This window comes from Solirubrobacter ginsenosidimutans (assembly GCF_027587205.1).
The window spans coordinates 1-23,324 of record NZ_JAPDOD010000039.1 but is presented as its reverse complement, the minus strand read 5'-3'; the positions used below and the strand labels follow the sequence as shown (position 1 = coordinate 23,324).

Here is a 23,324-nt window from a genome sequence, read left to right as displayed (position 1 = left end):
ATGGCCGCCACACGAGAACCCGTCAAGCCTGAGGCGGGCCGCATCGTCGACATGTCGTGGGACCCGATCACCCGCATCGTCGGCAACCTCGGCATCTACACGAAGATCGACTTCGACCGGCGCGAGGTCGTCAGCTGCAAGGCGACGTCATCGCTGTTCCGCGGCTACAGCGTGTTCATGAAGGGCAAGGATCCGCGCGACGCCCACTTCATCACCAGCCGCATCTGCGGCATCTGCGGCGACAACCACGCGGTCTGCTCGTGCTACGCGCAGCAGATGGCCTACAGCGTCAAGCCGCCGCCGCTGGCCGAGTGGATCGTCAACCTCGGCGAGGCCGCCGAGTACATCTTCGACCACATCATCTTCCAGGACAATCTCGTCTTCGTCGACTTCTGCGAGCAGATGGTCAAGGAGACCAACCCGGGCGTGTGGGCGAAGGCGCAGAACACCGCCGCGCCGGGCGTCGAGCACCACGGCTACAAGACGATCGCGGACATCATGACGTCGTACAACCCGTTCACGGGCGCGACGTACCGCGAGGCCCTGCACATGAGCCGGATCGGGCGCGAGATGATCTGCCTGATGGAGGGGCGCCACGTGCACCCGTCCACGATCTATCCCGGCGGCGTCGGCACCGTCGCCACGCCCACGCTGCTCACCGACTACCAGTCGCGGCTCCTGCGCTGCCTGGACTTCATCAAGAAGGCCGTCGCGATGAACGACGACGTCTTCGACTTCTTCTACGAGGCGCTGCCGGGCTATGAGGAGGTCGGGCGCCGGCGGGTGTTGTTGAACTGCTGGGGCGCGTTCAACAACCCCGACTTCTGCACGTACGACTACAAGACGATGGGCGACTGGGGCAACGAGATGTTCGTCACCCCAGGGATCGTCGTCGACGGCGAGCTGGTGACCACGAACCTCGTGGACATCAACCTCGGCATCCGGATCCTGCTCGGCTCGTCCTACTACAAGGACTGGGAGGGCAGCGGCGAGGTCTTCGTGCCCAAGGACCCGCTCGGCAACCCCGTCGACAAGCGCCACCCGTGGAACCAGACCACGACCCCGGCGCCGCAGAAGCGCGACCTCGACGGCGGCAACTACTCGTGGGTGATGAGCCCGCGCTGGTTCGACCAGCGCACCGGCGACTACCTGGCGATGGACACGGGCGGCGGGGCGATCGCGCGGCTGTGGTCCACGGCGCTCGCCAACAAGGTCCACATCCCGATGGTCAACGCGACCGGCCACTCGGTCGAGATCACGCTCCCCAAAACGCCGGATACCCCTGAGATGCAGCTCGAGTGGAAGATCCCGCAGTGGTCCAACGCGATCGAGCGCGACCGCGCGCGGATCTACTTCGTCGCCTACGCCGCGGGCTGCGCGTTCCACTTCCTCGACAAGGCGTTCGAGGAGATCCGCGCGGGGCGGACGAAGACGTTCGAGAACTTCGACGTGCCCGACGACGCGATCGGCTGCGGCTTCCACGAGGCGGTGCGCGGCGTGCTCTCGCATCACATGGTCGTCCGCGACGGCAAGATCGCCAACTACCACCCGTACCCGCCGACGCCGTGGAACGGCTCGCCGACCGACTCCTACGGCACCCCCGGACCGTACGAGGACGCGTGCAACGGCATGCCGATCTTCGAGGAGGCCGATGCCGAGAACTTCCGCGGGATCGACATCATGCGCGCGGTCCGCTCGTTCGACCCGTGCCTGCCGTGTGGCGTGCACATGTACCTCGGGAACGGCAAGACCATCAAGCAGGTGCACTCGCCGATGTTCGGGGAGCACGGCTGATGCTCGAAGAAGTCGAGGCGCTGCTCGATCAGGTCGAGACGTTCCCACCGCGTGAGCGCGAGGTCGCGACCGAGTTGGTACAGGCGCTGCTGGACATGTACGGCGAGGGGCTGTCGCGGATCGTGGCGGCCGATTCGGTGCCGGTCGAGGACGAGTTGGTCGCGCACCTGCTGCTCCTGCACGGGCTGCATCCGGTGCCGGTGCGCGAGCGGGTGCTGGGCGCGCTCGACGAGGTCCGGCCCTACCTGGTCGCGCACGGTGGCGGCGTCGAGCTGCTGGATGTCTCCGACGGCGTCGTGCGGCTGCGACTGGAGGGCGCGTGCAACGGTTGTCCGTCCTCCGCGCTGACGCTGACGACCGCGGTCGAGGATGCGATCGCGCGGGCGGCGCCGGACGTCGAGCGGGTCGAGGCGGAGGGCGCCACGGCTCCCTCCGGACTGCTGCAGATCGAGATCGCATGCCCGGTGCCTCAAGCGGGCTGATGCGCCTCGCGCAGCGCTCGACGGTCGAGCGCGAGGCGGCGCTCGAGCACTGCGAGCTGTGCGGCACGCCGATCCCGGCGGACCACCGGCACGTGCTCGAGCTCGCCACACGCGACGTCAAATGCGCGTGCCGGCCGTGCGGGCTGCTGTTCGAGCGCTCGGACCGGATGAAGCTGATCCCGGGCGACGTGCGGCGGGTGGGCGACATCGATCTCGGGCTGCCGGTCGAGATCGTGTTCTGCGTCCGGATCAACGGCGCGACGAAGGCGTTCTATCCGAGCCCGGTCGGCCCGACCGAGTCGCTGCTGGCGGTCGACCCCGGGGTCGAGCTCGCCGACGACGTCGAGGCGCTGCTCGTCAACCGCGGGCATGCCTGGATCGTGGGGATCGACGTGTGCTTCGCCCTCGTCGGCGTGGTTCGCACCCACTGGCGCGGGCTCACCGGCGGTGCTGAGGTCCGGCGCGAGCTGGACACGTTCTTCGCGGGACTGGACCGAAGGAGCCGAGGGTGAGCACGCACGTGGACGGCATCAAGCAGGGCAACTCGAAGGGCAACTACGAGAAGATGGCCGCCGCGCATAAGGCGGACGGCACGTCGACGCAGGCGCGCTCGACCGGCATCAACGCCGCCGCGCGAGAGCCGATCGATCCGCGGATGCCAAATCTCTCGCCCGCGTGATCGAGCTGGGCTTCTCCGTCGAAGGCGCCGCGCGGGTCGAGCACACCGCGGTGCCGACGCTGCGCTTCGCGCTCGGCGTGACGTCGGAGACGCCCGTGCGCTCGGTGCTGCTCGACGTGCAGATCCAGATCGCGGCGCGCCGGCGCGGGTACGACGCGAGCGCGCACGACCGGCTGTTCGAGCTCTTCGGGCCGACCGCGGATTGGGGCACGACGCTGCGGACTTTGCTGTGGACGCGGACGACGCTCGTCGTCCCGGCCTTCGAGGGCTCGACGGTGGTCGATGTCGACGTGCCGTGCTCGTACGACCTCGAGGTGACGGCGTCGCGGTACTTGGACGCGTTGAGCGACGGCGAGGTGCCGCTCGAGTTCCTCTTCAGCGGCAGCGTGTTCTACACGGGAGGCGCCGGTGAGCTGCAGACGACGCGGTTGTCCTGGGAGAGCGAGGCGGAGTACCGACTGCCGGTCCAGGTGTGGAAGGAGACGATGGAGCGCTACTTCCGCGGTACGGCGTGGGTGCGCCTGAGCAAGGAGAGCTTCGACCGCCTCTCGGCCTACAAGTCGCGCAACGCGCTGGCGTCGTGGGACGACGCGCTGGAGGCGCTGGGCCTATGAGCGACCTGCGCACGCTCGCGGACGCGGTCATGTACGAGGGCTACATGCTCTGGCCGTACCGGCCGAGCGCGTTGAAGAACCAGCGCCGGTGGACGTTCGGCTGCGTGTTCCCGCCGGCGTGGAGCGCGCTGCATCCCGACGACGCTTCGCTGATGCGCACGGAGGTGCTCTTGGAGAGCGATCCGCATGACGTCGATGTGACGGTGCGTTTCCTGGAGGAAGGCGTCGAGCGCTCGGTGGGGCGCGGTGCGTTCGCGTTCGACGGGGTCGCGGGTGTGGTCGAGGTCGACGTCTCGGGGCAGCGGCTGACGGTGACGATTCGCAACACGGCGCCGTGGGTCGGCGACGCGCGAGAGGAGGCGCTGCGCCATGCGCTCTGCTCGACGCACGCGCTGCTCGTCGGTGGGCGCTTCGTCTCGGCCACCGAGGCCGCCGGGTGCTCGCACGTCGGGTTGTGGCCCGTGCTCGTCGGTGATGACTCGATGCTGGCGTCGCCGATCATCCTCGAGGACCATCCGCGGATCGCGCCGGAGTCGCCCGGTGACCTCTTCGACGGCGGCGAGATCGACGGCCTGCTGGCTTTGAACATCCTCGCGCTCTCCGATTGGGAGAAGGAGGAGATGCGCGCCGATCCGCGCACTCGCGAGGTCCTGGAACGCACGGAGAACCTGACCGAGGAGCAGCTGTGGACGTTGTCGGGATACCGGTCGGAACGCGGGTGAAGCTGCGCCCGCGTGTGGGCGGCGACGTCTTCGACCTCGCGCTGGCGGGCAAGACCGCGGTCGTCGACGTGGTCGAGACCGACATGGAGGGCCGCGTGTTCGTCGGCGTGCTCGTCGACGACGACCCGGGGCGCGACCTCGGTGAGCGCGGGCACCGGTTCTTCTTCACCCCCGCCGAGGTGTTCCCGTTGCGGGTGCTCGTGGCGGGGATCGGCAACGTCTTCCTCGGTGACGACGGGTTCGGGTGCGAGCTCGCTCGGCGCGTGTCCTTCGAGGGGGTCGACGTCGCGGACTTCGGGATCCGCGGCATGGACCTGGCCTACGCGCTCGCCGACTACGACGTCGTCGTGTTCCTCGACGCGACGCCGCGCGGGTCGGCTCCGGGGACGCTTTACCTGATCGAGCCGGATCTGGACGGCGTGCCGCTCGACGTGGACGCGCACGCGATGCACCCCGTCTCCGTGCTGGCACTGGCCAAGACGCTCGGCGGGGAGCTGCCGCGGACGCTGGTCCTCGGCTGTGAGCCGGCCGCCGTGGAGGAGTTCACCGGCCTCAGCGATCCGGTGCAGGCGGCGTTGGATGGGGCCGAGAAGCTGCTCGAAGAAGTCCTGCGAAAGGAGTTGGGATGAAGAACGCGATCATCGTGATCGGCGGACTGGTGGCCCTGGGGGGTGCGCTGGCGGCGGCCATGTTGCCCGAGATCAAGCGGTACCTGAAGGTCCGGGCGATGTAGATGCACCGGGTCCGGGTGAGGATCGTCGAGGACGCGCTCGACGCCAACAACACGATCGCGCGCGCCAACCGGGACGACTTCGACCGCGCCGGGGTGAGCGTCGCGAACCTGATGGGCGCGCCCGGGGCGGGGAAGACCGCGCTGCTGGAGTGGGTGCTGCGCGACCTCGGCGGCGTCCGCGCGGGCGTGCTGGAGGGCGACGTGCAGGGCACGCTCGACGCCGATCGGCTCGCCTCGTTGCACGTCCCGGTCACGCAGCTGCAGACGTCGGCCGGGTTCGGTGGGGAGTGTCATCTCGACGCGAACATGGTGCGCTCCGCGCTGCCGTCGATCCCCCTCGAGGAGATCGACCTGCTGGTGATCGAGAACGTCGGCAACCTCGTGTGCCCGGCGGAGTTCCGCGTGGGTGAGGACGCGCGGGTGATGGTCGCCTCCGTCACCGAGGGCGCCGACAAGCCGTTGAAGTACCCGCTGATGTTCCGCGCCTGCGAGCTCGTGGTGCTCAACAAGATCGACCTCTTGCCGCATGTCGACTTCGACGTCGAGAAGTGGCGGGGGTATCTGGAGACGGTGCACCCGGGCGTGCCGGTGTTGCTCACGAGCGCCCGCACCGGCGAGGGCGTCGACGCGTTCCGCGACTGGCTCTCCGCGCTGCCGGAACGGCGCCTGGTGGAGGCTTGACGGACCGGACGCGGGCCAACCACGACTTCTTCGCCGCCGAATCGGAGCGGTTGGCGGCGCTGTGCGACGAGATGGCGCAGCGCTTCCTGCGGGGCGGGCGGCTTCTGGCGGTGGGTGAGGAGTCCGACGCGCGCCACATCGCCGTCGAGTTCGTCCATCCCGTGATCGTGGGCAAGCGGGCGCTGCCGGCGATGGCGATGCCGACGCTGGACGCGTTGCAGCTCGAGTGCGAGCCCGACGACATCGTCGTGATCTTCAGCGAGCTCGGCGTGCGGGTCGACGGCGAGTCGTTCATCCCGCCGACCGACGATCCGTTCATCCGCCAGGAGCTGATCGAGACGCTCTACCACATGCTCTGGGAGCTCGTGCACGTGTTCCTCGAGCACCGGGACCGGTCGCGGGTGGGTGCGGGGGCGGCCAGCTTCTTGTATCCGTTCCTCGAGGGCGGCGGGGCCGAGGATCTCGACGCGGTGCGCGCGGACGTGCGGCGCTCGATCGAGGCCAAGGCGGCGGAGATCGGCGCGCTGCGCGAGCAGACGCTGCGCGAGAACGCGGACGTGCTCGTCGCCGCCGCGGGTGTGTTGCGCTCGGGACGGCTGCTCGCCGTGGGCAACGGCGGCTCGGCGACGGACGCGATGGACGTCGTGGCCGACTTCCGGGCGCGCGGGCGCCGCGCGTTGGACCTGACCGACGATCCCGCGATCCTCACCGCGATCGCCAACGACATCGGCGTCGAGGCGATCTTCGCCCGCCAGGTGATCGCGTACGGACGCCCGGATGACACGTTGCTGACGCTGTCGACGTCGGGCTCGTCGGCGAACGTGCTGGCGGCCTTGGCGGAGGCGCGGCGGCGCGGGCTGGCCACGATCGCGATGGTCGGCTACGACGGTGGGCGGATCGCTTCGGAGCGGCTTGCCGACTTCGTCGTGGTCGTCCGCTCCGAGCACATACCGCGGATCCAGGAAGCCCAGGCTTCCGCCTATCACCGGCTGGTGGAGCTGGCTTGAGGGTCCGAGCGCGGGTGTCGGGCGTGGTGCAGGGCGTGGGGTTCCGGCCGTTCGTGTTCGGGTTGGCGTCGGAGCTGGAGCTGACGGGCTTCGTGTTCAACGACGCGTCGGGCGTGGTGGTCGAGGTCGAGGGCCCGCAGGTGGATGCGTTCCTGTTGCGCCTGCGGTCGGAGGCGCCGCCGCTGGCGTCGGTCGAGTCCGTGTCGAGCGTCGTCGTGCCGGAGGAGGGCGCGCGCTCCTTCGAGATCCGCGCGAGCCCGCGTGGCGGCGCCCCGGACGCGCCGATCTCGGTGGATACCGCGACGTGCGACGCGTGCCTGGCCGAGCTCTTCGACCCCCTCGACCGCCGCTACCGCTACCCGTTCATCAACTGCACCGACTGCGGCCCGCGGTTCACGATCGTCACCGGCGTGCCGTACGACCGCCCGTGGACCACGATGGCTTCGTTCGTGATGTGCGCGGCGTGCCAGGCCGAGTACGACGACCCGCGCGACCGCCGCTTCCACGCCCAACCGAACGCCTGCCCGGAGTGCGGGCCGCGGGTGACGTTGACGGAGGACGCCGGCGCGGAGGCGGGCGGCGCGGGCGCGGCCGACGACGTGCTCGCGGCCGCCGCGCGCGCCCTGCGCGGCGGCGCGATCCTCGCGGTCAGGGGCATCGGCGGCTTCCACCTGGCGTGCCGCGCGGACGACGAGGCGGCGGTCGCCCGCCTGCGCGCTCGCAAGCACCGCGAGGAGCGCCCGTTCGCGCTGATGGCGCGCGACGCCGCGATGGCGGCGACGCTCGTCGCCCTCGAGCCGGCGCCGTCGCCGCCCGAGACCGCGCCCTCGTCGCCCGCCACCGCGCTCACGTCGCGCGCCCGCCCCATCGTCATCGCGCCGCGCCTTCCCGGCGCGGCGGTCGCGCCTTCCGTCGCTCCGCGCACCCCCGAGCTCGGCGTGATGCTCCCCTACTCGCCGCTCCACCACCTCCTGCTGGCCGACGTCGGCGTCCCGCTCGTCATGACCAGCGGGAACGTCTCCGACGAGCCGATCGCGTTCGAGAACGATGACGCGCTCGAGCGGTTGGCCGGCATCGCCGACGTCTTCCTCCTGCACGACCGCCCGATCCACACGCGGGTCGACGATTCCGTGCTGCGCGGCGGGCGGATCGTGCGGCGCTCTCGTGGGTACGTGCCGGCAACGCTCCCGGTCGCGCCCGCGCCCCCGCTGCTCGCGGTCGGCGCGGAGCTCAAGTCGACGTTCGCGCTCGCCCGCGACGGCCGCGCCTGGGTCTCCCATCACATCGGCGACCTGGGCAACTACGAGACGCTGCGCTCCTTCACCGACGGCGTCGCCCACTTCGAGCGCTTGTTCGCCGTGACCCCGGAGCTCGTCGCCTGCGACCTGCACCCGGAGTACCTCTCGACGAAGTACGCGCTCGACCTCGACCTACCGACGGACGGCGTCCAGCACCACCACGCCCACCTCGCCGCGTGCCTGGCCGAGCACGGCGTCGAGCGTGCGGCGGGCGCGATCTACGACGGCACCGGCTACGGCACCGACGGCACGGTGTGGGGAGGCGAACTGCTCCGCGGCGACCTGACGAGCTTTACCCGTCTCGGGCACCTGTGGCCCGTGCGGATGCCCGGCGGCGAGGCCGCGATCCGCGCACCGTGGCGGATGGCGTGCGCCTGGCTGCTGGAGATCGGCCACGACGTCCCGGAGGAGTGGTCGCGCGTCGCCCAGCTCGTCCGCAGCGGCCTGAACTCACCACTGACGTCGAGCATGGGCCGCCTGTTCGACGCCGTCGCCGCGCTCTGCGGCCTCCGCGACACCGTCACCTACGAAGGCCAAGCCGCGATCGAGCTCGAAGCGCGCGCCGACCGCCACGAGACGGCCGCGTACCCCTTGGATACGACATGTACACAACCCGTATACCGGGGTCGGACCCCGGTATACGACTTGGATGCAAGGCTCGTGCTCGATGCGCGGCCCACCGTCGCCGCGGTGGTCGAGGACGTCGAGCGCGGGGTCGACGTCGCGCTCGTCTCCGCCCGCTTCCACAACGCGGTCGCGAACGCCACCGCGGCCGCCCTGCGCGACGAGCCGGTCATCGTCCTCTCGGGCGGCGTCTTTCAGAACGAGCTGCTGCTGGCGCGGACGCTCGAGCTGCTGCCGCGGGCGCTCACGCCGCGGCAGCTGCCCGTCAACGACGGGGCGATCGCGTACGGTCAGGCCGCGATCGCGGCACGACGAGCCCAGTCTCGTACGCGGTGATCACCGCCTGGGTGCGGTCGCGCAGGCCGAGCTTCATCAGGACGCGGCTGACGTGGGTCTTGACGGTCTCCTCGCTCACCACGAGCCGCGCGGCGATCTCGGCGTTGGACAGGCCTTCGGCGAGCTCGCGCAGGACGTCGACCTCGCGTGGCGTCAGCTCGTCCAGCGACCGCGGGCGCCCGGGACGGCGGCGCGCGAACTCGCCGATCAGCCGGCGCGTGACCGACGGGGCCAGCAGCGCCTCGCCGGCCGCGACCACGCGGACGGCGTCGAAGAGGTGCTCGGCTCGGACGTCCTTGAGCAGGAACCCGCTGGCGCCCGCGATCAGCGAGTCGTAGACGTACTCGTCGAGGTCGAACGTCGTCAGCACGATCACCCGGGCGTCGCCGGAGACCCGGCGGGTCGCCTCGATGCCGTCCATCACGGGCATGCGGACGTCCATCAGCACGACGTCGGGCCGGTGCGAGCGGCACGCCTCGACCGCCTCGCTCCCATCCGCCGCGGTGGCGACGACCGTGATGTCGGGCTGCGTGTCGAGCAGCGCGCCGAAGCCGGCGCGCACGATCTGCTGATCGTCGGCCACCACCACGCGGATCATCGCCATGGCAGCCTCGCCTCGACCGTGAAGCCGCCGCCGTCGGCGGCGCCGGTCCGCAGCTCGCCGCCGACCATCGTCACCCGCTCGCGCATGCCCACCAATCCCTGCCCGCCGCCGGCGCTCTCGCCGCCGCCCGGCGGGCCCGGTCCGCGGTCGCGCACCTCGACCAGCAGCGCGTCGTCGGAGTAGAGCAGCGAGACCTCGACCGGCGCTCCGGGCGCGTGGCGGCGGGCGTTCGTCAGCGCCTCCTGGACGATCCGGAACGCGGTCAGCTCGACGCTCGGCGGGAGCGGCACGGGCCGCCCGTCGAGCACGAAGCGCACCGGTGTGCCCGTCTCGCGCGCGGTCTCGAGCAGCTCGCCGAGCCGGTCCAGCCCCGGCTGCGGTGCCAGCTCGCCGCCGTCCTCGGTGCGCAGCACGCCGAGCACGCGCCGCATCTCGGTCATCGCGTCGCGCGCGGTCTGGCCGATCGCCTCCAGCCGCTCGCCGCCCTCGGCCGGCATCCCGGGCGTCGTCAGCCGCGCGGTGTCGGCCTGGATCGCGATCGTCGAGACGTGATGGGCGACGACGTCGTGCAGCTCGCGTGCGATCCGCGCGCGCTCCTCCAACGCCGCCTGCGACGCGCGCACCTCGCTCACCTCGCCCCCGAGCCGGCGTGCGTTGCCGATCGCCAGCGCGCCGATCCCCGCCGCCAGCAGCAGCAGGTTCGAGAGCACGACCTGCCCGCTGGAGAGCGTCAGCAGCACGAACGCGACGCCCAGCAGCAGCGTCACCCAGCCACGGGTCCGCTCGGCCAGCAGGTAGAGCACCCAGGCCTGCGCGACGATCACGGCCGCGGTCTCGGGCGTCGGCTCGCCGCTCGACACCAGGAACAGCGTCGACAGGCTAGTCACCGCCGCCGCCGTCTTGAGGTGGGTGCGCCGGAACACGAGCGGGAGCGTCGCGGTCAGCGTCAGCACGAACGTTGTCGTGGCGTCGTCCTCGAAGCCGCCGCCGCGCGTGTAGACGTAGGCCTCCAGCAGCCCGAGCAGGCCGAGCGCGAGGCCCGAGACCAGCGGCCAGTCCGGCCGTCCCGCCAGGCGCTCCAACTCGCTGCGCAGACGCTGCACCCCTCGATTGTGGCCGCCGCGCGCGCCCATGGCATCCCTCTCACGGGGGATGTCCAAGACGGCTCTCGTGCGCGACGACGCGCGTCCCGCGCGGACGTACCGTCGCCGACCATGATCGAAGTCGAGAGCTTGACCAAACGCTACGGCGAGACGCTGGCGGTGGACGACCTCACGTTCAGCGTCGAACCGGGCCAGGTGACGGGGTTCGTCGGGCCCAACGGCTCCGGCAAGTCGACGACGATGCGGGCGATCCTCGGGCTCGACACGCCCGACGCCGGCAGCACGCGAATCGGCGGGCGTCCCTACGCCGAGCTCAACCACCCGCTGCGCGAGGTCGGCGCACTGCTCGACGCGAGCGGCGTCCACAACGGGCTGCGCGGCGTCGATCATCTGCGCTGGCTCGCCGACAGCAACGCGCTCGCGCCCAGCCGCGTGCCGGAGGTCCTGACGCTCGTCGGCCTCTCCGGTGTCGCGGGCCGGCGCATCGGCAGCTACTCGCTCGGCATGCGCCAGCGGCTCGGGATCGCGGCCGCGCTGCTCGGCGACCCGCCGGTGCTGCTGTTCGACGAGCCCGTCAACGGCCTCGACCCCGAGGGGATCCGGTGGATTCGCGGGCTGCTGCGCTCGCTCGCCGCCGAGGGGCGGGCGGTCCTGGTCTCCAGCCACCTGATGAGCGAGCTCGAGGACACTGCCGACCACCTGATCGTGATCGGCCGCGGGCGGCTGATCGCCGACACGACCGTCAGCGACGCGCTCAACGACGGGACCGGACGGGTGACGGTGCGCAGCCCGCAGGCCGAGGAGCTGATGGCGCTGCTCGCCGACGCCGGCGGGCGGGTGAGCGCCGACGGCGGGGACGCGCTGAGCGTCACCGGCCTGTCCGCGCCGGCGATCGCCGATCTCGCGTTCGACGCCGGTCTGCGGGTGCACGAGCTCGCCCCGCAGCGGACGACGCTCGAAGAGGTGTTCATGGACCTGACCCGTGAGGCGGTGGAGTTCCGATGAGCGACGCACTTCGCGCGGAGTGGACGAAGCTGCGCGCGCTGCGAAGCACGCCCTGGTCGCTGTTCGCGCTGCTGATCTCGACCGTGGTGTTGAGCTGGCTGATCGCCGCGAGCACCCACACCAACCGCTGCCCGATCTCCGAGGGATGTCACGACGACCTCGTCGCGATCGCCCTCGGCGGCGCCTACCTGGGCCAGATGGCCGCCGTCTCGCTCGGCGTGCTGGCGCTGGGCAGCGAGTTCTCGAGCGGGATGATCCGCACCACGTTCGCCGCCACGCCGCGGCGCGACCACGTGCTGCTGGCGAAGGCCGTCGTCGTCGGCGGGCTCGTGTTCGTCGCCGGGCTGCTGGCCAGCGTCCTCGCATACCTGATCGGGAGCACGGTCCTCGCGGGCAACGGCTACACCGCGGGCAACGGCTACCACGTGGCGGGCTTCGGCGTCGAGCTGCGCGCGGTCGTCGGCACCGCCGTGTATCTCGCCACGGTGGCGCTGTTCAGCCTCGGCGTGACCGCGCTGCTGCGCCACACCGCGGCGGCGATCTCGACCGTCTTCGCGGTGCTGTGGGTCCCGCTGATCGTGATCTCGATGCTGCCGATGGACGTCGGCCTCAAGCTCGGGCGCTTCTGCCCGATGCTCGCCGGCCTCGCGATCCAGCGCTCGACGGCGGCCGACGACGCCATCCCGATCGCTCCAGGCGTGGGACTGCTCGTCGCGTGCGCCTACGCGGCGGCGGCGCTCGCGGCCGGCATCTGGCTAGTCGCCCGTCGAGACGCTTGAGCCGGCGGTGAAGAGCTCCTCGAGACGCTCGAGCGTGCGGGGGGTGCCGATCGCCATCACGACGTCGCCGGCGGCGAGCAGCGCGTCGGCGGCCGGCTGCGGCCGGAAGGAACCGTCGGCGGCGCGGACGCCGACGATGTAGGACCCGCCGCGGACGTCGCCGACCGTCTGTGCGTCGCCTGCCGAGCCCGGCTGCACGGTGATCTCCTCCAGCCGGTACTCGGCGGCGACGTCCATCGTGCCGGTGACGTTCGGGTGCAGTGCGAGGCGGGCCATCTCGGTGCCGGAGGACTTGTAGGGCGAGATCACGCGGTCCACCCCGGCGCGGCGCAGCTTCTTCTCGTTCTCCTCCTGGCTCGCGCGGGCGACGATCGCGATGTCGGGGCGTAGCTCGCGAGCGGTCAGCGCGATGAAGATGTTCTCGGCGTCGGAGTCCACGCACGCGACGATCGCCCGGGCGCGGGCGATGCCGGCGTCGCGCAGGGCGTCGTCGTCGGACGGGCGGGCGTTGATGAAGCGCACGCCGGGCGCGTAGGCGGCCTCGCGGTTGGCGGCGTCGGCGTCGATGACCACGTACGGCGCGCCCGCCGCGCGCAGGTCTGAAGCGACCTGCCGGCCGACCCGGCCGAAGCCGCAGACGATGTAGTGGTCCCTGAGTCGGTCGGTCATCTTGCGTACGCGCCGTTCTGTCAGGAGTGTGCCCAATTCGCCGGTTACGACGAGCTCGGTCATCGAGACCAGGGCGTAGAAGAGGGTGCCGACGCCGAGCAGCGTGAGGATCACCTTGACCACCTCGCCGGCAACGTCCTGCGGCGCCTGGATCGAGCCGGTGGTGGCGACGGTGTCGATCGTCCAGACGAACCCGTTCCACAGCGTGCTGTCCTCGACCAGCGCGTACGCCACCGTCCCGCCCGCGATCAGCACGCAGAGCGCGAGGCCGAGCATCGCCAGACGCCGGAAGACGTCGCGGGGGTGCGACATGCGCCAATGGTCCTAGATCCAGCGGCCGATGGGTTAACCGCGGTGCGGCGCGTAACGTTGTTCGTGCATGGCCGCCGCCGACAGCACCGCGTTCAGGGCGTTGAGCGACGTCGTGCTGGCGATCGCTGCCGAGCACGAAGTGGAGCCGGTGCTGCAGCGCCTGGTCGACTCCGCGCGCGAACTGGCGGGCGCGAAGTACGCCGCGCTGGGCATCCCGGACGGCGAGGGCGCCTTCGCGTCCTTCATCACCTCGGGGATGAGCGACGAGCTGATCGAGGCGATGGGTCCGCTCCCGCGCACCCACGGGATGCTGGGCGCGATGCTCGAATCGGCCGAGCCGCACCTCACCGACGACATCACCGCCGACCCGCGCTTCCGCGGCTGGTGGCCGCGCGCGCACCCGCAGATGCGCTCCTTCCTCGGCGTGCCGATCGTGATCCGCGACGAGGTGCTCGGCGCGGTCTACCTGACCGAGAAGGAGGACGGTTCGATGTTCTCCGCCGCCGACCAGAAGCTGATCCAGCTGCTGGCGGCGCACGCGGCGATCGCGATCGAGAACGCCCGCCTCTACCAGCGCTCGCGCGAGCTGTCGATCATCGAGGAGCGCAACCGGCTGGCGCGCGAGCTGCACGACTCCGTCACCCAGCGGCTGTTCGGGGTCGCGCTCGCGGCGGAGTCCGCGTCGACGCTGTTGGGGCGAGACCCGGGCGCCGCCGCGGTCGAGCTGGGGCGGGTGAGCGAGCTGGCGCGCGGGGCGATGGAGGAGCTGCGCGCGGTGGTCTTCGAGCTGCGGCCGGGATCCTTGGAGGCGGAAGGGCTCGCGACCGTCCTGCGCAAGCACGTCGAGGTGCTCCGGCGGGTGAGCGGGCAGCAGATCGAACTGCGGGTGTGCGACGTGCCGCGGCTCGCCCCCGGGCCGGCGACGCAGGTGCTGCGGATCGCGCAGGAGGCGCTGGGGAACGCCATGCGCCACTCGGCCGCCAAGCGGATCAAGGTGATGCTCGGCGGCCGCGATGGCCGGCTGTTCCTGAAGGTCGCCGATGACGGCTGCGGCTTCGATCCCGCCGGACCGGAAGTGCGTGGGCAGCGGCTCGGGCTGACGTCGATGGAAGAGCGCGCGACAGAGCTTGGCGGGACGCTCAAAGTGACCTCGGAAATCGGGGCCGGAACCACCGTGCAACTGGAGATGCCTACGTGATCCGGGTCCTGCTGGCCGACGATCACGCCGTGGTGCGGCAGGGCCTGCGCACGTTCCTCGACCTCCAGGACGACATCGAGGTGGTCGCCGAGGCGGGTGACGGGGAGGCCGCGGTCGACGCCGCCGCCCGCACCGACCCGGACGTCATCCTGCTCGACCTGGTGATGCCGCGGCTGGACGGCGTGGGTGCCTTGAAGCGCCTGCGCGAGTCGCGCGCGAAGATCATCGTCCTCACCTCCTTCGGCGACGACGACAAGCTCTTCGCCGCGCTGCGGGCGGGCGCCGCGGGCTATCTCTTGAAGGACGTCGAACCGCCCGAGCTGGTCCGCGCGATCCGCTCCGCCGCCGACGGCAACACGCCGCTCTCACCCACGATCGCCACCCGCGTCGTCGAGGAGATCGCCCACGGCGGCGGCGCGCCCGCCCAGGTCGACGACCTCACGCCCCGTGAACGCGACGTCCTGATCCTGATCGCCCGCGGGCGCTCGAACAAGGTCATCGCCCTCGAGCTCGGCGTGGCGGAGAAGACGGTCAAGACCCACGTGTCCCACATCCTGGGCAAGCTCGGCCTGACCGACCGCACCCAGGCCGCGCTGTATGCCGTGCGCCACGGCCTCGTCTGAACGCCGTTCACCACACGACAACGCCAAAGGGCGAAGGACGCTCGATGCTGGTCGCGTGCTCGATCTGCCCGCGCTCTATGCGCATCGCCTGGGTCGTGTGCCCGGCCCCGACTCCTCGCGAGCGGCGCTGGACGCGACGCTCGCGATCGGAGTCGATGGGCTCGAGACCGACGTCTGCCTGACGGCGGACGGGCGTCTCGCGCTCCTCCACGACCCATGGCTGCAGACGGGCACGACCGGTTTCGGCTGGGCGCACGAGACGCCGTGGCCCGCCCTCAGCACGCTCTGCCTGCGCGACCATCGCGGCGTCCCGTCCGCCGAGTCTCCGCTGCTGCTCGACGAGTTGCTCGACACCGCCCCGGCCGGGCTCACCATCCAGGTCGACGTCAAGACCCACGGCGACCCGGCGCTGGCCGTGACCACCGCGCGGGCCGCCTGCCGTGTGGCCGAGCAGTACCCCGACCACCAGATCGAGGTCATCTCCTTCCACGGCGCGGCGTGCGCGGCCGCGGCGGAGCTCGGGCAGCGGGCGCGGCTGATCGTCTGGGCGGAGTACGCGCCCGACGCCCTCGGTGCCTGGGCGCGTGCCGCGGGCGTCCACGGCGTGTGCGTCGAGCACTTCCTCCTGCACGCCGACCTCGTCGCGCGGCTGCGCGACGAGGACCTCAGCGTGACGACCGGGACGATCAACGACCCCGAACTGGCGCGCCGTGTGGCGCGGCTGGACGTCGACGCGATCACGACCGACGACCCTCGGCGCCTGCGCGCCGGCGCGGATCAGGCCTCCGCGCGCAGCACCGCGATGATCCTCGGGTGACCGTCGATCTCGACCTCGTCGACGATCTCCACCGATCCGAACCCGGCGAGGCCGGCCAGGCGCCGTAGACCTTCGGGCGGGAAGCCCCAGTAGACGAAGTCGTCGCCGGCGTAGACGTCGCCGGAAGCGTGCACCTCGATCGCGGGCGTGTCGGAGGCGAGCGTCGACCCGTAGGTCTCGAGGATCACCTCGCCGCCGGGCTCGAGGACGTCCGCGAGCGCCTTGAGGATGGCCACCGGGTCGCTCACGCGGTGGAGCATCCCGAAGCACAGCACCACGTCGAAGCCCTCGTCGAGCTCACCGACGTCGAGCGCGTCCAGCCGCCGGTACTCGACCTGGGAGCCGATGAGGCGGTGGATCGCGTCGAAGCCGGCCGCGGGCTCGAGGTCGACCCCGAACCGCCCGCGGATCCAGTCGACGTACTGCTCGTTGTCGACGCCCACGACGCGGCTGGCCCCGCGCGCCTCGGCGAGGAACGCGTAAAAGCCGTCGAAGGTCCCGATGTCAAGGACACTCCGTCCGAAGAAGCGCTCTGCCCCGAGCACCTGCGGGCGGTAGCGATGGTCGCGCGCGAGCCCCGGGGTGTAGATCCCCGGCGCGAGCGCGAACGTGTGAAACCAGACCGGCACCGCGTCTCGGGCGAGCTCGGCAAGGCCGCGCTCCGCGCCGATGGGCAGCAGGTCGGCGACCGCCCGCTCGGCGGCGGAGGTCTCCGGAACCAACTCGACTTCTTGCACCAAAGGGGTGTCTTCGGCACTCAGCATTCAGGCCTCCGCTCGTGAAATGGGTCGGAGACGTACCCCTTAACAACTCGTGAATATCTCCCGTATGGACCGGCGGGCATTTCGGGTCCTAGGCCCAATTGACGATGGTGCGCGGGCGGACCCGGGCGTAGCTTCGAAGCCATGCCTATCGCCATCGTCACCGGCGCTTCCCGTGGCCTCGGGCTCGCGCTGGCCCGTGCCCTCGCCGAGCGAGGGTGGGGGCTCGTCATCGACGCCCGCGAGGCCGGCCCGCTCGACGCGGCCGCCACCGAACTCGCCCTGACCACGAACGTCGCCGCGCTCGCGGGCGACGTCGCCGACCCCGCCCACCGCGCCGCGCTGGTCGCCGCCGCGAACGGCCCCGTCGACCTGCTCGTCAACAACGCCTCGGTGCTCGGGCCGAGCCCGCAGCCACCGCTCGCCGACTACCCGCTCGACACCCTCGAGCACGTCTACCGGGTCAATGTGCTCGCGCCGCTCGCGCTGATCCAGCTCGCCGCGCCCGCTCGCGTCCTCAACGTCTCCTCCGACGCCGCCGTCGAGGCCTACGAAGGCTGGGGTGGGTACGGCTCATCCAAGGCCGCGCTCGACCACCTGACCGCGATCCTCGCCGCCGAGAACCCCGGCCGGCGCTTCTACTCGGTCGACCCCGGCGACATGAACACCCGCCTGCACCAGGAGGCGTTCCCCGGCGAGGACATCAGCGACCGCCCACCGCCCGAGGACAGCGTGCCCGGCCTGCTCGCGCTGATCGAAGGCGACCTGCCGTCCGGGCGCTACCAGGCGAAGGCGCTGGTGACTGCATGACCGCGCTGCACTTCGAGCTCCCGCGCGGCCTTGAAGCCGCCGAACCGCCGCCCGTCCGTGACGAGGTCCGCCTGATGGTGGCCCAAGACGCCCGCCCGCTGATCCACACCCGCTTCCTCGACCTCCCCACCCACCTGACCACCGGCGACCTGCTGGTGGTCAACGACTCCGCCACGCTGCCCGCGGCACTCCCCGCCCTCAGGGCAGACGGCGGCGCCGTCGATCTGCACCTCTCCACCCCCGACCCGACGTTGCATACCAGCGGTATACCGGGGTCTGACCCCGGTATACATGTGGGATACAACGCGCGGGAACCGCAGAACCCCTCGCGGTGGGTGGTGGAGGTGCGGAGCGGCGGGCACCGGGCTCGCGGTACGGCGGGTGAGACGCTCGCGCTGCCCGGCGGCGGCACGGCGACCCTGCTCGCGCCCTACCTGAGCCCGAACCGCCTCTGGATCGCGCAGCTCGACCTCCCCGAGGCGCTGCTCGCCTACCTGGACCATCACGGCGCGCCGATCCGCTATGCGCACGAGCCCATCGAGCGGCCGCTCGAGGACCACCAGACGATCTTCGCCACCAAGCCCGGGAGCGCGGAGATGCCGAGCGCCGGCCGGCCGTTCACCAAGCGGGCGCTGACGGCACTGCGCGAGCGCGGGATCGGCGTGCAGCGGATCACCCTGCACACCGGGGTCAGCTCGCAGGAACGCGGCGAGCGCCCGTACCCCGAGCGCTTCCGCGTGAGCGCCCACACGGCACAGCGGGTGAATGCCGCGCAACGGGTGATCGCCGTCGGCACGACCGTGGTGCGCGCGCTCGAAAGCGCCGCCGACGACGAAGGCGAAGTCCACGCGCAAGCAGGGTGGACCAACCTCACCGTCACCCCCGAGCGGGGCGTCCGCGCCGTTGACGGGCTCCTCACCGGCTGGCATGAGCCCGAGGCCAGCCACCTGCTGATGCTCGAGGCGTTCGCCGGCCGCGCGCTGCTCGAGCGCTCCTACGCCGCCGCCCTGGAGCGCGGCTACCACTGGCACGAGTTCGGAGATCTGCACCTTCTGCTGCGGTAGGGCCCATATGCTCCGTGGATGCGGGGCCTCGAAGAGCGCCTCCGGCTCGCCCTGGAAGGGACCGAGACCGGCTACTGGGAGTGGTTCGTCGACACCGACGTCATCGAGTGGTCGGACAACATGGGCCCGCTCTACGGCCTCCCGCGCGGCTACCAGCCCTCCGGCGTCGAGGAGTTCGTCGGGCGCATCCTCGAGCCCGAGGACCGCGAGCAGATGGGCCGCCACGTCCAGGCCGCGCTCGAGCACGGCACGCCGTACGAGATGGACATCCGCGTCCTGCTCCCCGACAAGGGCCTGCGCTGGCTCCACGCGCGTGCCCGGGCCGTGCGCACCGACGGGCGCACCGAGCGGATCACCGGCCTGCTGAGTGACGTCACCGACCGCCGCCAGCGCGAGGAGGCGTACGCCTTCCTCGACGCCGCCAGCCAGGTGCTCGCGGCCTCGCTGGATCCGCGCCGGACGCTCGAGGAGGTCGCGCGGCTGGCCGTCCCCGCGCTCGCGGACTGGTGCGCCGTGCAGCTCGCGGCAGAGGACGGGAGCGGGCGCTACGAGCAGGTGGCGGTCGCCCACGTCGACCCCGACAAGGTCCGCTGGGCGCGCGAGCTGCAGGACCGCTACCCGCCCGACCCCGACGCACCCACCGGCGCCCCCGCCGTCATCCGCACCGGCCGCTCCGAGCTCTATCCCGTCATCGATCGCGCCCTGCTGGAGGCCGCCGCGCTCGACGAGGAGGAGATCCAGCTCGTCCGCGACCTGCAGATGCACTCGGTGATGGTCGTCCCGCTCGCCGCCCGCGACCGCACGCTCGGGGCGATCACCTTCGTCTGGGCCGAATCCGGGCGCCAATACTCGACGCGGGAGCTCGAGCTGGCGGAGGAGGTCGGGCGCCGCGCCGGACTCGCCCTCGACCACGCCCGCCTGTTCGCCCGCGAGCACGAGACCGCCGCGACGCTGCAGCGGGCCCTGCTCCCGGAACGGCTGCCCAAGGTGCCCGGACACGAGCTCGCGGTCCGCTACGTCCCCGGGGACGCGCGCGACCACGCCGGCGGCGACTGGTACGACGCCTTCCCGCTGCCCGACGGGCGCTTCGGGATCGTGATCGGCGACGTCGGCGGGCGCGGCGTGTCCGCCGCGGCCACGATGGGCCAGATCCGCAACGCGCTGCGCGCCTACGCGGTCAAGGGCGAGGGAGCGGCCCAGGTCATCGACGACCTGCACGCGCTCGTCGCGGTCTCGGCGGGTGAGATCACGTTCGTCACCGTCATCTACGTCGTGCTCGACCCGCACACGGGCGCGGGGGAGCTGGCGAGCGCCGGCCACCTCCCCGCCCTGATCGCCGGCCGCGGCTACGTCGACGCGCCGCGCTGCCCGCCGCTGGGGCTCAGCGGTGCCGCGCCGTGCACGCTCGGGCACTTCACGCTCGCGCCGGGCGAGACGCTGTGGCTGTTCACCGACGGCCTCGTCGAATCGCGCAAGCGGCCGCTCGACGACGGCCTGGCAAAGCTCGCGACCGTCGCGGCGGAGGCCACCGGAAGCGTCGCGGAGATCGCCGACCGGCTGCTGGTCGAGCTGCCCGCCGCCCGCGACGACGACATCGCGCTGCTCGGCCTACGCCGCCACCGTCAGTAGTAGACGGTGCGGGTGATGTGCGCCGGACGCTCGCTGTACGGCGGGTGCTGGCCGCGGTTCCAGAGCCAGTTGTCGAGCAGGCGGGGCGGGACCTCCAGGCGGGTGGCCAGCGCCTCGCAGGCGTGGACCGCGCACCCGCGCAGCTCGCGCTCGAACTCTCCGCCCGCGAGCAGCGGGCGGCCCTCGTCGATGTCCGCGGCGAGCTCGTCGGAATAGACAAGGACGCCGTCGAGGCGCAGCACGTGCGGGACGAGGTTGTCGGCGAAGATCGTCAGCCGGTCGACGTCGTCGTAGCTGACGACTCGCGCCAGGTGGAGGTCATTGGCCGCGATCTGGGCGCGTTTGTAGAAGCCGCGGTCGTCGAAGAAGGGCATGCCCGCGGCGAGCCGCTCGGCGAGATCCTCCGCGCTGTTGCCGAGGACGTGCTCGATCGGGCGGTGCCCGAGGAATCCACCGAGGTGGTTGAGCGCGGCGGAGTAGAGGCGGGTGAGTTGGTGCTGCGGGTCGAGGCCGAGCGTGCTTGCGACCTCGCGCGCGGCGAGCTCCCGCAGCTCCGCCGCCGACCACGGCCCTTCAGCACGCGCGTGAGCGGTGAGGCGCTCGGTCAGGCCATCAGTGCTCGCTCCGAGCTCCTCGAACCAGCCCGAGCCGAAATTGATCGCGTCGAGGATCAGCACGTAGCGCGCGACGTCCTCCGGCGCCCCCTCCAGGAAGTGCAGCGTCTCGTCCAATCCGCTGACCCCGCCGGCAGCGATCTCGGCGTCGGGATCGATGCTCACGTGCCGCGCGGTGGCGGCGACACCGGCACAGTGGAGGCGCACGCGGTCGGTCAGCATTTTCAGACAGGCTACGGTGACGACCGCCATGCACCGTTTCGCGCTCATCCTCGTCGCCTTCGCCGTCGCGGCGTGCGGCTCGTCCTCGACCGCGACCTCGACCGACAAGGAGCCCGCCGCGCCGGTGCGGCCGGTGTCGATCGCGCTCGACTTCACCCCCAACCCCGTGCACGCCCCGATCTACCTGGCCGGGAACGCGCTGCAGATCCGCAAGCCCGGCACGGGGCCGGACTCGCTGAAGCTCGTGTCGACCGGCAAGGTCGAGCTCGGCGTCCTCGACATCCACGATCTCGCGATCGCGCGCCAGGAGGGCGTCGACGTGGTCGCGGTCGGCGCGCTCGTGTCCAAGCCGCTCGCCGCGCTGATCGCGCAGCCGTCCATCAAGCGCCCGCGGGACCTCGCGGGGCGGACCGTCGGGGTCTCCGGCCTGCCGTCGGACCCGGCGTTCGTGAAGGCGATCGTGACCGACGACGGCGGTGATTACTCCAAGGTCAAGCAGGTGACGATCGGCTTCAACGCCGTCTCCCGCCTGCTGACCAAGCGCGTGGATGCGGTCCCGGCGTTCTGGAACGCCGAGGGCGTCGCGCTCAAGCAGCGCGGGCTGCAGGCGAACGAGTTCCGCGTCGAGGACTACGGCGCGCCCGCCTACCCCGAGGTGCTGCTGGTCACGGCGCGCAAGACGCTGGAGAAGGAGCGCCCGCGGATCGAGGCCGCGCTGGCGGCGATCACCGCCGGCCTGGACAAGACCCGCGCGCGGCCGGACGAGGCCGTGAAGGTGATCGCCAAGGCCGCCGAGACCGACGACACCAAGCTGGTGCGCGCCGAGCTCGACGCGGTGTTGCCGATCTTCGCCGACGGCCTCGTGCTCGATCGCGCCGTGCTCCAGGAATGGGCGGACTTCGAGGTGCGCATCGGGCTCGTGAAGACGAAGCCCAGCGTCGTCGACTCGTTCGAGTTCAACCCTTAAAGCGAGGCGCCCGGCCGCTGTCACCGTCCGGGCTGCCATCGATCAATTTTGGTGGCCGCTTTGCGGGCCTCCGGGGCTGTAGAGCCGAGTGTGGCGGGCTATTTTGCCCGCCGACGGGTCATATGAACTGCCTATCCGGCGGATCAACCATGTACTGCTGAACATGGTTGCGCACACGTCCTACTCACGCAACCGGAATTGTCAGAGTCCGGCCCGTGGCGACCGGCGCGTCGTCGCGCCGCTCGGATTCGAGCACCAGACTCCAGTCGTCGATGTCACGGCCGGGCACCTCCCTGTGCCCGATCGAGCGGGTGCCGAGCAGCGCGCCGGTGCGGGGATCGAACAGGAAGAGCGTGTTCCAGGCGTCGCTCTCGAACCGGACACCGACCCCCGTGCGGCCCTTCGGGTCCGTCGTGTCGGGGACGAGCGTCGCCCCCGGCAGGCCCTTGAGCACGGCGAACAGCGCGACCTTGACGGGCTGCGGCGTCAGCGCCGAGCCGAGCAATTGGCCGATGATCGCGGTCAGCTGGACGTGGGGATCGATCAGCCGCGCGCGCAGGGCGACCGGGTCGGTCGGGAGCGCCCGGACCTCGGCGGGCGTGAAGCCGGCGACGGTGACGCCGTCGACCCGGTGGGGCGAGTCGTCCCAGCGCGGCTGGTTCGTGCCCGCCGCCTCGTAGTCGGCCTTGTCCTCGGGGGTCGGGAACGTCGGCTGGTCCCAACCGATCTGATTGCGGGTGATGGCCACGCCGCCGTCGTCGGTGATCCACTGCTCGTCGGTGTGCGGGAGCACGACGACGAACGTGCCCTTGCCACCGGGCTTGGGCCGCATGTGCGAGACGTAGGAGAGCTGCTTCTCGTACGCGTAGCGGCCGGCGGGCGCGGGCGCGTGGGCGACCTTGCCGCCGAGCTGCGCGAGGACCGTCGCGGCGGTCGCCGGCGCGGGACGAAGGGGTTGCGGGGCGCGATCCGGCGCGGCGAGCGCGACGATCGTCGCGGCGACCGCGATGGCGGGCAGCACGAGCCAGCGCGAGGCGGTGAGCGCGAAGCTGCGGGGACCGGCGGCGTGGCGAGAACCGGCGGCGCGGCCCGAACCGGCGTCGCCGGAGCCGGCGGCGCGGCGCGAACCGGGAGCGCCGAACCCGGCGGCGCCGGGAGTCGCGGCGCGGCGACGCGC

26 protein-coding genes are annotated in these 23,324 nt (G+C 71.7%); 20 read left to right on the top strand and 6 right to left on the bottom strand.

The window, feature by feature from the left end; genetic code table 11:
* From OM076_RS31665 to hypF, 11 genes are read left to right on the top strand one after another with little or no spacing between them, the layout of a single operon-like run.
* Complete coding sequence (locus OM076_RS31665; RefSeq protein WP_270044144.1) at positions 1-1,794, top strand: nickel-dependent hydrogenase large subunit; 1,794 nt, start codon at positions 1-3, stop codon at positions 1,792-1,794.
* On the top strand, positions 1,794-2,276 hold the full coding sequence (locus OM076_RS31660) for a NifU family protein (RefSeq protein WP_270044143.1): 483 nt from the start codon (positions 1,794-1,796) through the stop codon (positions 2,274-2,276). The genes OM076_RS31665 and OM076_RS31660 overlap by 1 nt, the downstream gene beginning before the upstream one ends.
* Positions 2,252-2,788 carry a DUF5947 family protein gene (locus OM076_RS31655; protein WP_270044142.1) on the top strand — a complete coding sequence of 179 codons (537 nt, stop codon included), beginning with the start codon at positions 2,252-2,254 and terminating at the stop codon, positions 2,786-2,788. Before OM076_RS31660 ends, OM076_RS31655 begins: the two co-directional genes overlap by 25 nt.
* Positions 2,785-2,955, top strand: a complete 171-nt coding sequence (locus OM076_RS31650) for a hypothetical protein (protein ID WP_270044141.1) — start codon at positions 2,785-2,787, stop codon at positions 2,953-2,955. Before OM076_RS31655 ends, OM076_RS31650 begins: the two co-directional genes overlap by 4 nt.
* Positions 2,952-3,569 (top strand): DUF6084 family protein, encoded by a 618-nt coding sequence (locus OM076_RS31645; protein ID WP_270044140.1) that lies wholly within the window; start codon positions 2,952-2,954, stop codon positions 3,567-3,569. The genes OM076_RS31650 and OM076_RS31645 overlap by 4 nt, the downstream gene beginning before the upstream one ends.
* The gene (locus OM076_RS31640; protein ID WP_270044139.1) at positions 3,566-4,291 is read left to right on the top strand and encodes a hypothetical protein; all 726 of its coding nucleotides are present in this window, start codon (positions 3,566-3,568) and stop codon (positions 4,289-4,291) included. The genes OM076_RS31645 and OM076_RS31640 overlap by 4 nt, the downstream gene beginning before the upstream one ends.
* On the top strand, positions 4,288-4,920 hold the full coding sequence (locus tag OM076_RS31635) for a hydrogenase maturation protease (RefSeq protein WP_270044138.1): 633 nt from the start codon (positions 4,288-4,290) through the stop codon (positions 4,918-4,920). Before OM076_RS31640 ends, OM076_RS31635 begins: the two co-directional genes overlap by 4 nt.
* Positions 4,917-5,024 (top strand): DUF6893 family small protein, encoded by a 108-nt coding sequence (locus OM076_RS46985; RefSeq protein WP_372518103.1) that lies wholly within the window; start codon positions 4,917-4,919, stop codon positions 5,022-5,024. The genes OM076_RS31635 and OM076_RS46985 overlap by 4 nt, the downstream gene beginning before the upstream one ends.
* A complete protein-coding gene (gene hypB / locus OM076_RS31630; RefSeq protein WP_270044137.1) occupies positions 5,025-5,705 on the top strand; it encodes a hydrogenase nickel incorporation protein HypB in 681 nt (226 codons plus the stop codon).
* The gene (locus tag OM076_RS31625) at positions 5,702-6,712 is read left to right on the top strand and encodes a D-sedoheptulose-7-phosphate isomerase (RefSeq protein WP_270044136.1); all 1,011 of its coding nucleotides are present in this window, start codon (positions 5,702-5,704) and stop codon (positions 6,710-6,712) included. Before hypB ends, OM076_RS31625 begins: the two co-directional genes overlap by 4 nt.
* The gene (gene hypF / locus OM076_RS31620; RefSeq protein ID WP_270044135.1) at positions 6,709-8,970 is read left to right on the top strand and encodes a carbamoyltransferase HypF; all 2,262 of its coding nucleotides are present in this window, start codon (positions 6,709-6,711) and stop codon (positions 8,968-8,970) included. The genes OM076_RS31625 and hypF overlap by 4 nt, the downstream gene beginning before the upstream one ends.
* Here hypF and OM076_RS31615 read toward each other — a convergent pair.
* Complete coding sequence (locus OM076_RS31615) at positions 8,900-9,568, bottom strand: response regulator (RefSeq protein WP_270044203.1); 669 nt, start codon at positions 9,566-9,568, stop codon at positions 8,900-8,902. The two genes, hypF and OM076_RS31615, sit on opposite strands and share 71 nt — an antisense overlap.
* Positions 9,565-10,677: a sensor histidine kinase gene (locus tag OM076_RS31610; protein WP_270044134.1), complete on the bottom strand. Its 1,113-nt coding sequence runs from the start codon at positions 10,675-10,677 to the stop codon at positions 9,565-9,567. Before OM076_RS31610 ends, OM076_RS31615 begins: the two co-directional genes overlap by 4 nt.
* Before the next feature lie 111 nt (positions 10,678-10,788).
* Between OM076_RS31610 and OM076_RS31605 the strand changes: the two genes are divergently transcribed.
* Entirely contained in the window at positions 10,789-11,682 is an 894-nt protein-coding gene (locus OM076_RS31605) for an ABC transporter ATP-binding protein (RefSeq protein ID WP_270044133.1), read from the top strand.
* On the top strand, positions 11,679-12,461 hold the full coding sequence (locus OM076_RS31600; RefSeq protein ID WP_270044132.1) for a hypothetical protein: 783 nt from the start codon (positions 11,679-11,681) through the stop codon (positions 12,459-12,461). Before OM076_RS31605 ends, OM076_RS31600 begins: the two co-directional genes overlap by 4 nt.
* On the opposite strand, the gene OM076_RS31595 is transcribed toward OM076_RS31600, so the two are convergent.
* Complete coding sequence (locus OM076_RS31595) at positions 12,438-13,442, bottom strand: potassium channel family protein (RefSeq protein WP_270044131.1); 1,005 nt, start codon at positions 13,440-13,442, stop codon at positions 12,438-12,440. The genes OM076_RS31600 and OM076_RS31595 overlap by 24 nt on opposite strands.
* Before the next feature lie 67 nt (positions 13,443-13,509).
* On the opposite strand from OM076_RS31595, the gene OM076_RS31590 reads away from it, so the two are divergent.
* The 3 genes from OM076_RS31590 to OM076_RS31580 are packed head-to-tail and all read left to right on the top strand — an operon-like array spanning position 13,510 to position 16,080.
* Positions 13,510-14,640: a GAF domain-containing sensor histidine kinase gene (locus OM076_RS31590; RefSeq protein ID WP_270044130.1), complete on the top strand. Its 1,131-nt coding sequence runs from the start codon at positions 13,510-13,512 to the stop codon at positions 14,638-14,640.
* Positions 14,637-15,263 (top strand): response regulator, encoded by a 627-nt coding sequence (locus tag OM076_RS31585; protein WP_270044129.1) that lies wholly within the window; start codon positions 14,637-14,639, stop codon positions 15,261-15,263. The genes OM076_RS31590 and OM076_RS31585 overlap by 4 nt, the downstream gene beginning before the upstream one ends.
* Before the next feature lie 55 nt (positions 15,264-15,318).
* Positions 15,319-16,080 carry a glycerophosphodiester phosphodiesterase gene (locus OM076_RS31580; protein WP_270044128.1) on the top strand — a complete coding sequence of 254 codons (762 nt, stop codon included), beginning with the start codon at positions 15,319-15,321 and terminating at the stop codon, positions 16,078-16,080.
* On the opposite strand, the gene OM076_RS31575 is transcribed toward OM076_RS31580, so the two are convergent.
* Positions 16,041-16,844, bottom strand: a complete 804-nt coding sequence (locus OM076_RS31575; protein WP_270044127.1) for a class I SAM-dependent methyltransferase — start codon at positions 16,842-16,844, stop codon at positions 16,041-16,043. The genes OM076_RS31580 and OM076_RS31575 overlap by 40 nt on opposite strands.
* 141 nt (positions 16,845-16,985) lie before the next feature.
* Between OM076_RS31575 and OM076_RS31570 the strand changes: the two genes are divergently transcribed.
* Genes OM076_RS31570 through OM076_RS31560 form a run of 3 tightly spaced genes read left to right on the top strand, consistent with a single transcriptional unit; the run spans position 16,986 to position 20,344 of the window.
* A complete protein-coding gene (locus tag OM076_RS31570; RefSeq protein WP_270044126.1) occupies positions 16,986-17,651 on the top strand; it encodes an SDR family oxidoreductase in 666 nt (221 codons plus the stop codon).
* On the top strand, positions 17,648-18,715 hold the full coding sequence (locus tag OM076_RS31565) for an S-adenosylmethionine:tRNA ribosyltransferase-isomerase (protein WP_270044125.1): 1,068 nt from the start codon (positions 17,648-17,650) through the stop codon (positions 18,713-18,715). Before OM076_RS31570 ends, OM076_RS31565 begins: the two co-directional genes overlap by 4 nt.
* 18 nt (positions 18,716-18,733) lie before the next feature.
* Entirely contained in the window at positions 18,734-20,344 is a 1,611-nt protein-coding gene (locus OM076_RS31560) for a PP2C family protein-serine/threonine phosphatase (protein ID WP_270044124.1), read from the top strand.
* On the opposite strand, the gene OM076_RS31555 is transcribed toward OM076_RS31560, so the two are convergent.
* Positions 20,338-21,180: a queuosine salvage family protein gene (locus OM076_RS31555; protein WP_270044123.1), complete on the bottom strand. Its 843-nt coding sequence runs from the start codon at positions 21,178-21,180 to the stop codon at positions 20,338-20,340. The genes OM076_RS31560 and OM076_RS31555 overlap by 7 nt on opposite strands.
* 28 nt (positions 21,181-21,208) lie before the next feature.
* Here OM076_RS31555 and OM076_RS31550 point away from each other — a divergent pair, with 28 nt between their 5' ends.
* A complete protein-coding gene (locus tag OM076_RS31550; RefSeq protein WP_270044122.1) occupies positions 21,209-22,147 on the top strand; it encodes an ABC transporter substrate-binding protein in 939 nt (312 codons plus the stop codon).
* A 184-nt stretch (positions 22,148-22,331) separates the two neighbouring features.
* Here OM076_RS31550 and OM076_RS31545 read toward each other — a convergent pair.
* Positions 22,332-23,324 (bottom strand): CU044_5270 family protein (locus OM076_RS31545; protein WP_270044121.1); only part of this gene is annotated, 993 nt, incomplete at its 5' end.

Excerpts from the sequence above, each read along its gene's own strand:
- OM076_RS31665 (WP_270044144.1), top strand. The coding sequence starts at position 1 with ATGGCCGCCACACGAGAACCCGTCAAGCCTGAGGCGGGCCGCATCGTC.
- OM076_RS31660 (WP_270044143.1), top strand. The coding sequence starts at position 1,794 with ATGCTCGAAGAAGTCGAGGCGCTGCTCGATCAGGTCGAGACGTTCCCA.
- OM076_RS31640 (WP_270044139.1), top strand. The coding sequence starts at position 3,566 with ATGAGCGACCTGCGCACGCTCGCGGACGCGGTCATGTACGAGGGCTAC.
- OM076_RS31590 (WP_270044130.1), top strand. The coding sequence starts at position 13,510 with ATGGCCGCCGCCGACAGCACCGCGTTCAGGGCGTTGAGCGACGTCGTG.
- OM076_RS31595 (WP_270044131.1), bottom strand. The coding sequence starts at position 13,442 with ATGTCGCACCCCCGCGACGTCTTCCGGCGTCTGGCGATGCTCGGCCTC.
- OM076_RS31655 (WP_270044142.1), top strand. The coding sequence starts at position 2,252 with ATGCCCGGTGCCTCAAGCGGGCTGATGCGCCTCGCGCAGCGCTCGACG.
- hypB (WP_270044137.1), top strand. The coding sequence starts at position 5,025 with ATGCACCGGGTCCGGGTGAGGATCGTCGAGGACGCGCTCGACGCCAAC.
- OM076_RS31570 (WP_270044126.1), top strand. The coding sequence starts at position 16,986 with ATGCCTATCGCCATCGTCACCGGCGCTTCCCGTGGCCTCGGGCTCGCG.
- OM076_RS31555 (WP_270044123.1), bottom strand. The coding sequence starts at position 21,180 with ATGCTGACCGACCGCGTGCGCCTCCACTGTGCCGGTGTCGCCGCCACC.
- OM076_RS46985 (WP_372518103.1), top strand. The coding sequence starts at position 4,917 with ATGAAGAACGCGATCATCGTGATCGGCGGACTGGTGGCCCTGGGGGGT.
- OM076_RS31560 (WP_270044124.1), top strand. The coding sequence starts at position 18,734 with ATGCGGGGCCTCGAAGAGCGCCTCCGGCTCGCCCTGGAAGGGACCGAG.
- OM076_RS31575 (WP_270044127.1), bottom strand. The coding sequence starts at position 16,844 with ATGCTGAGTGCCGAAGACACCCCTTTGGTGCAAGAAGTCGAGTTGGTT.
- OM076_RS31600 (WP_270044132.1), top strand. The coding sequence starts at position 11,679 with ATGAGCGACGCACTTCGCGCGGAGTGGACGAAGCTGCGCGCGCTGCGA.
- OM076_RS31615 (WP_270044203.1), bottom strand. The coding sequence starts at position 9,568 with ATGATCCGCGTGGTGGTGGCCGACGATCAGCAGATCGTGCGCGCCGGC.
- OM076_RS31550 (WP_270044122.1), top strand. The coding sequence starts at position 21,209 with ATGCACCGTTTCGCGCTCATCCTCGTCGCCTTCGCCGTCGCGGCGTGC.
- OM076_RS31605 (WP_270044133.1), top strand. The coding sequence starts at position 10,789 with ATGATCGAAGTCGAGAGCTTGACCAAACGCTACGGCGAGACGCTGGCG.
- OM076_RS31565 (WP_270044125.1), top strand. The coding sequence starts at position 17,648 with ATGACCGCGCTGCACTTCGAGCTCCCGCGCGGCCTTGAAGCCGCCGAA.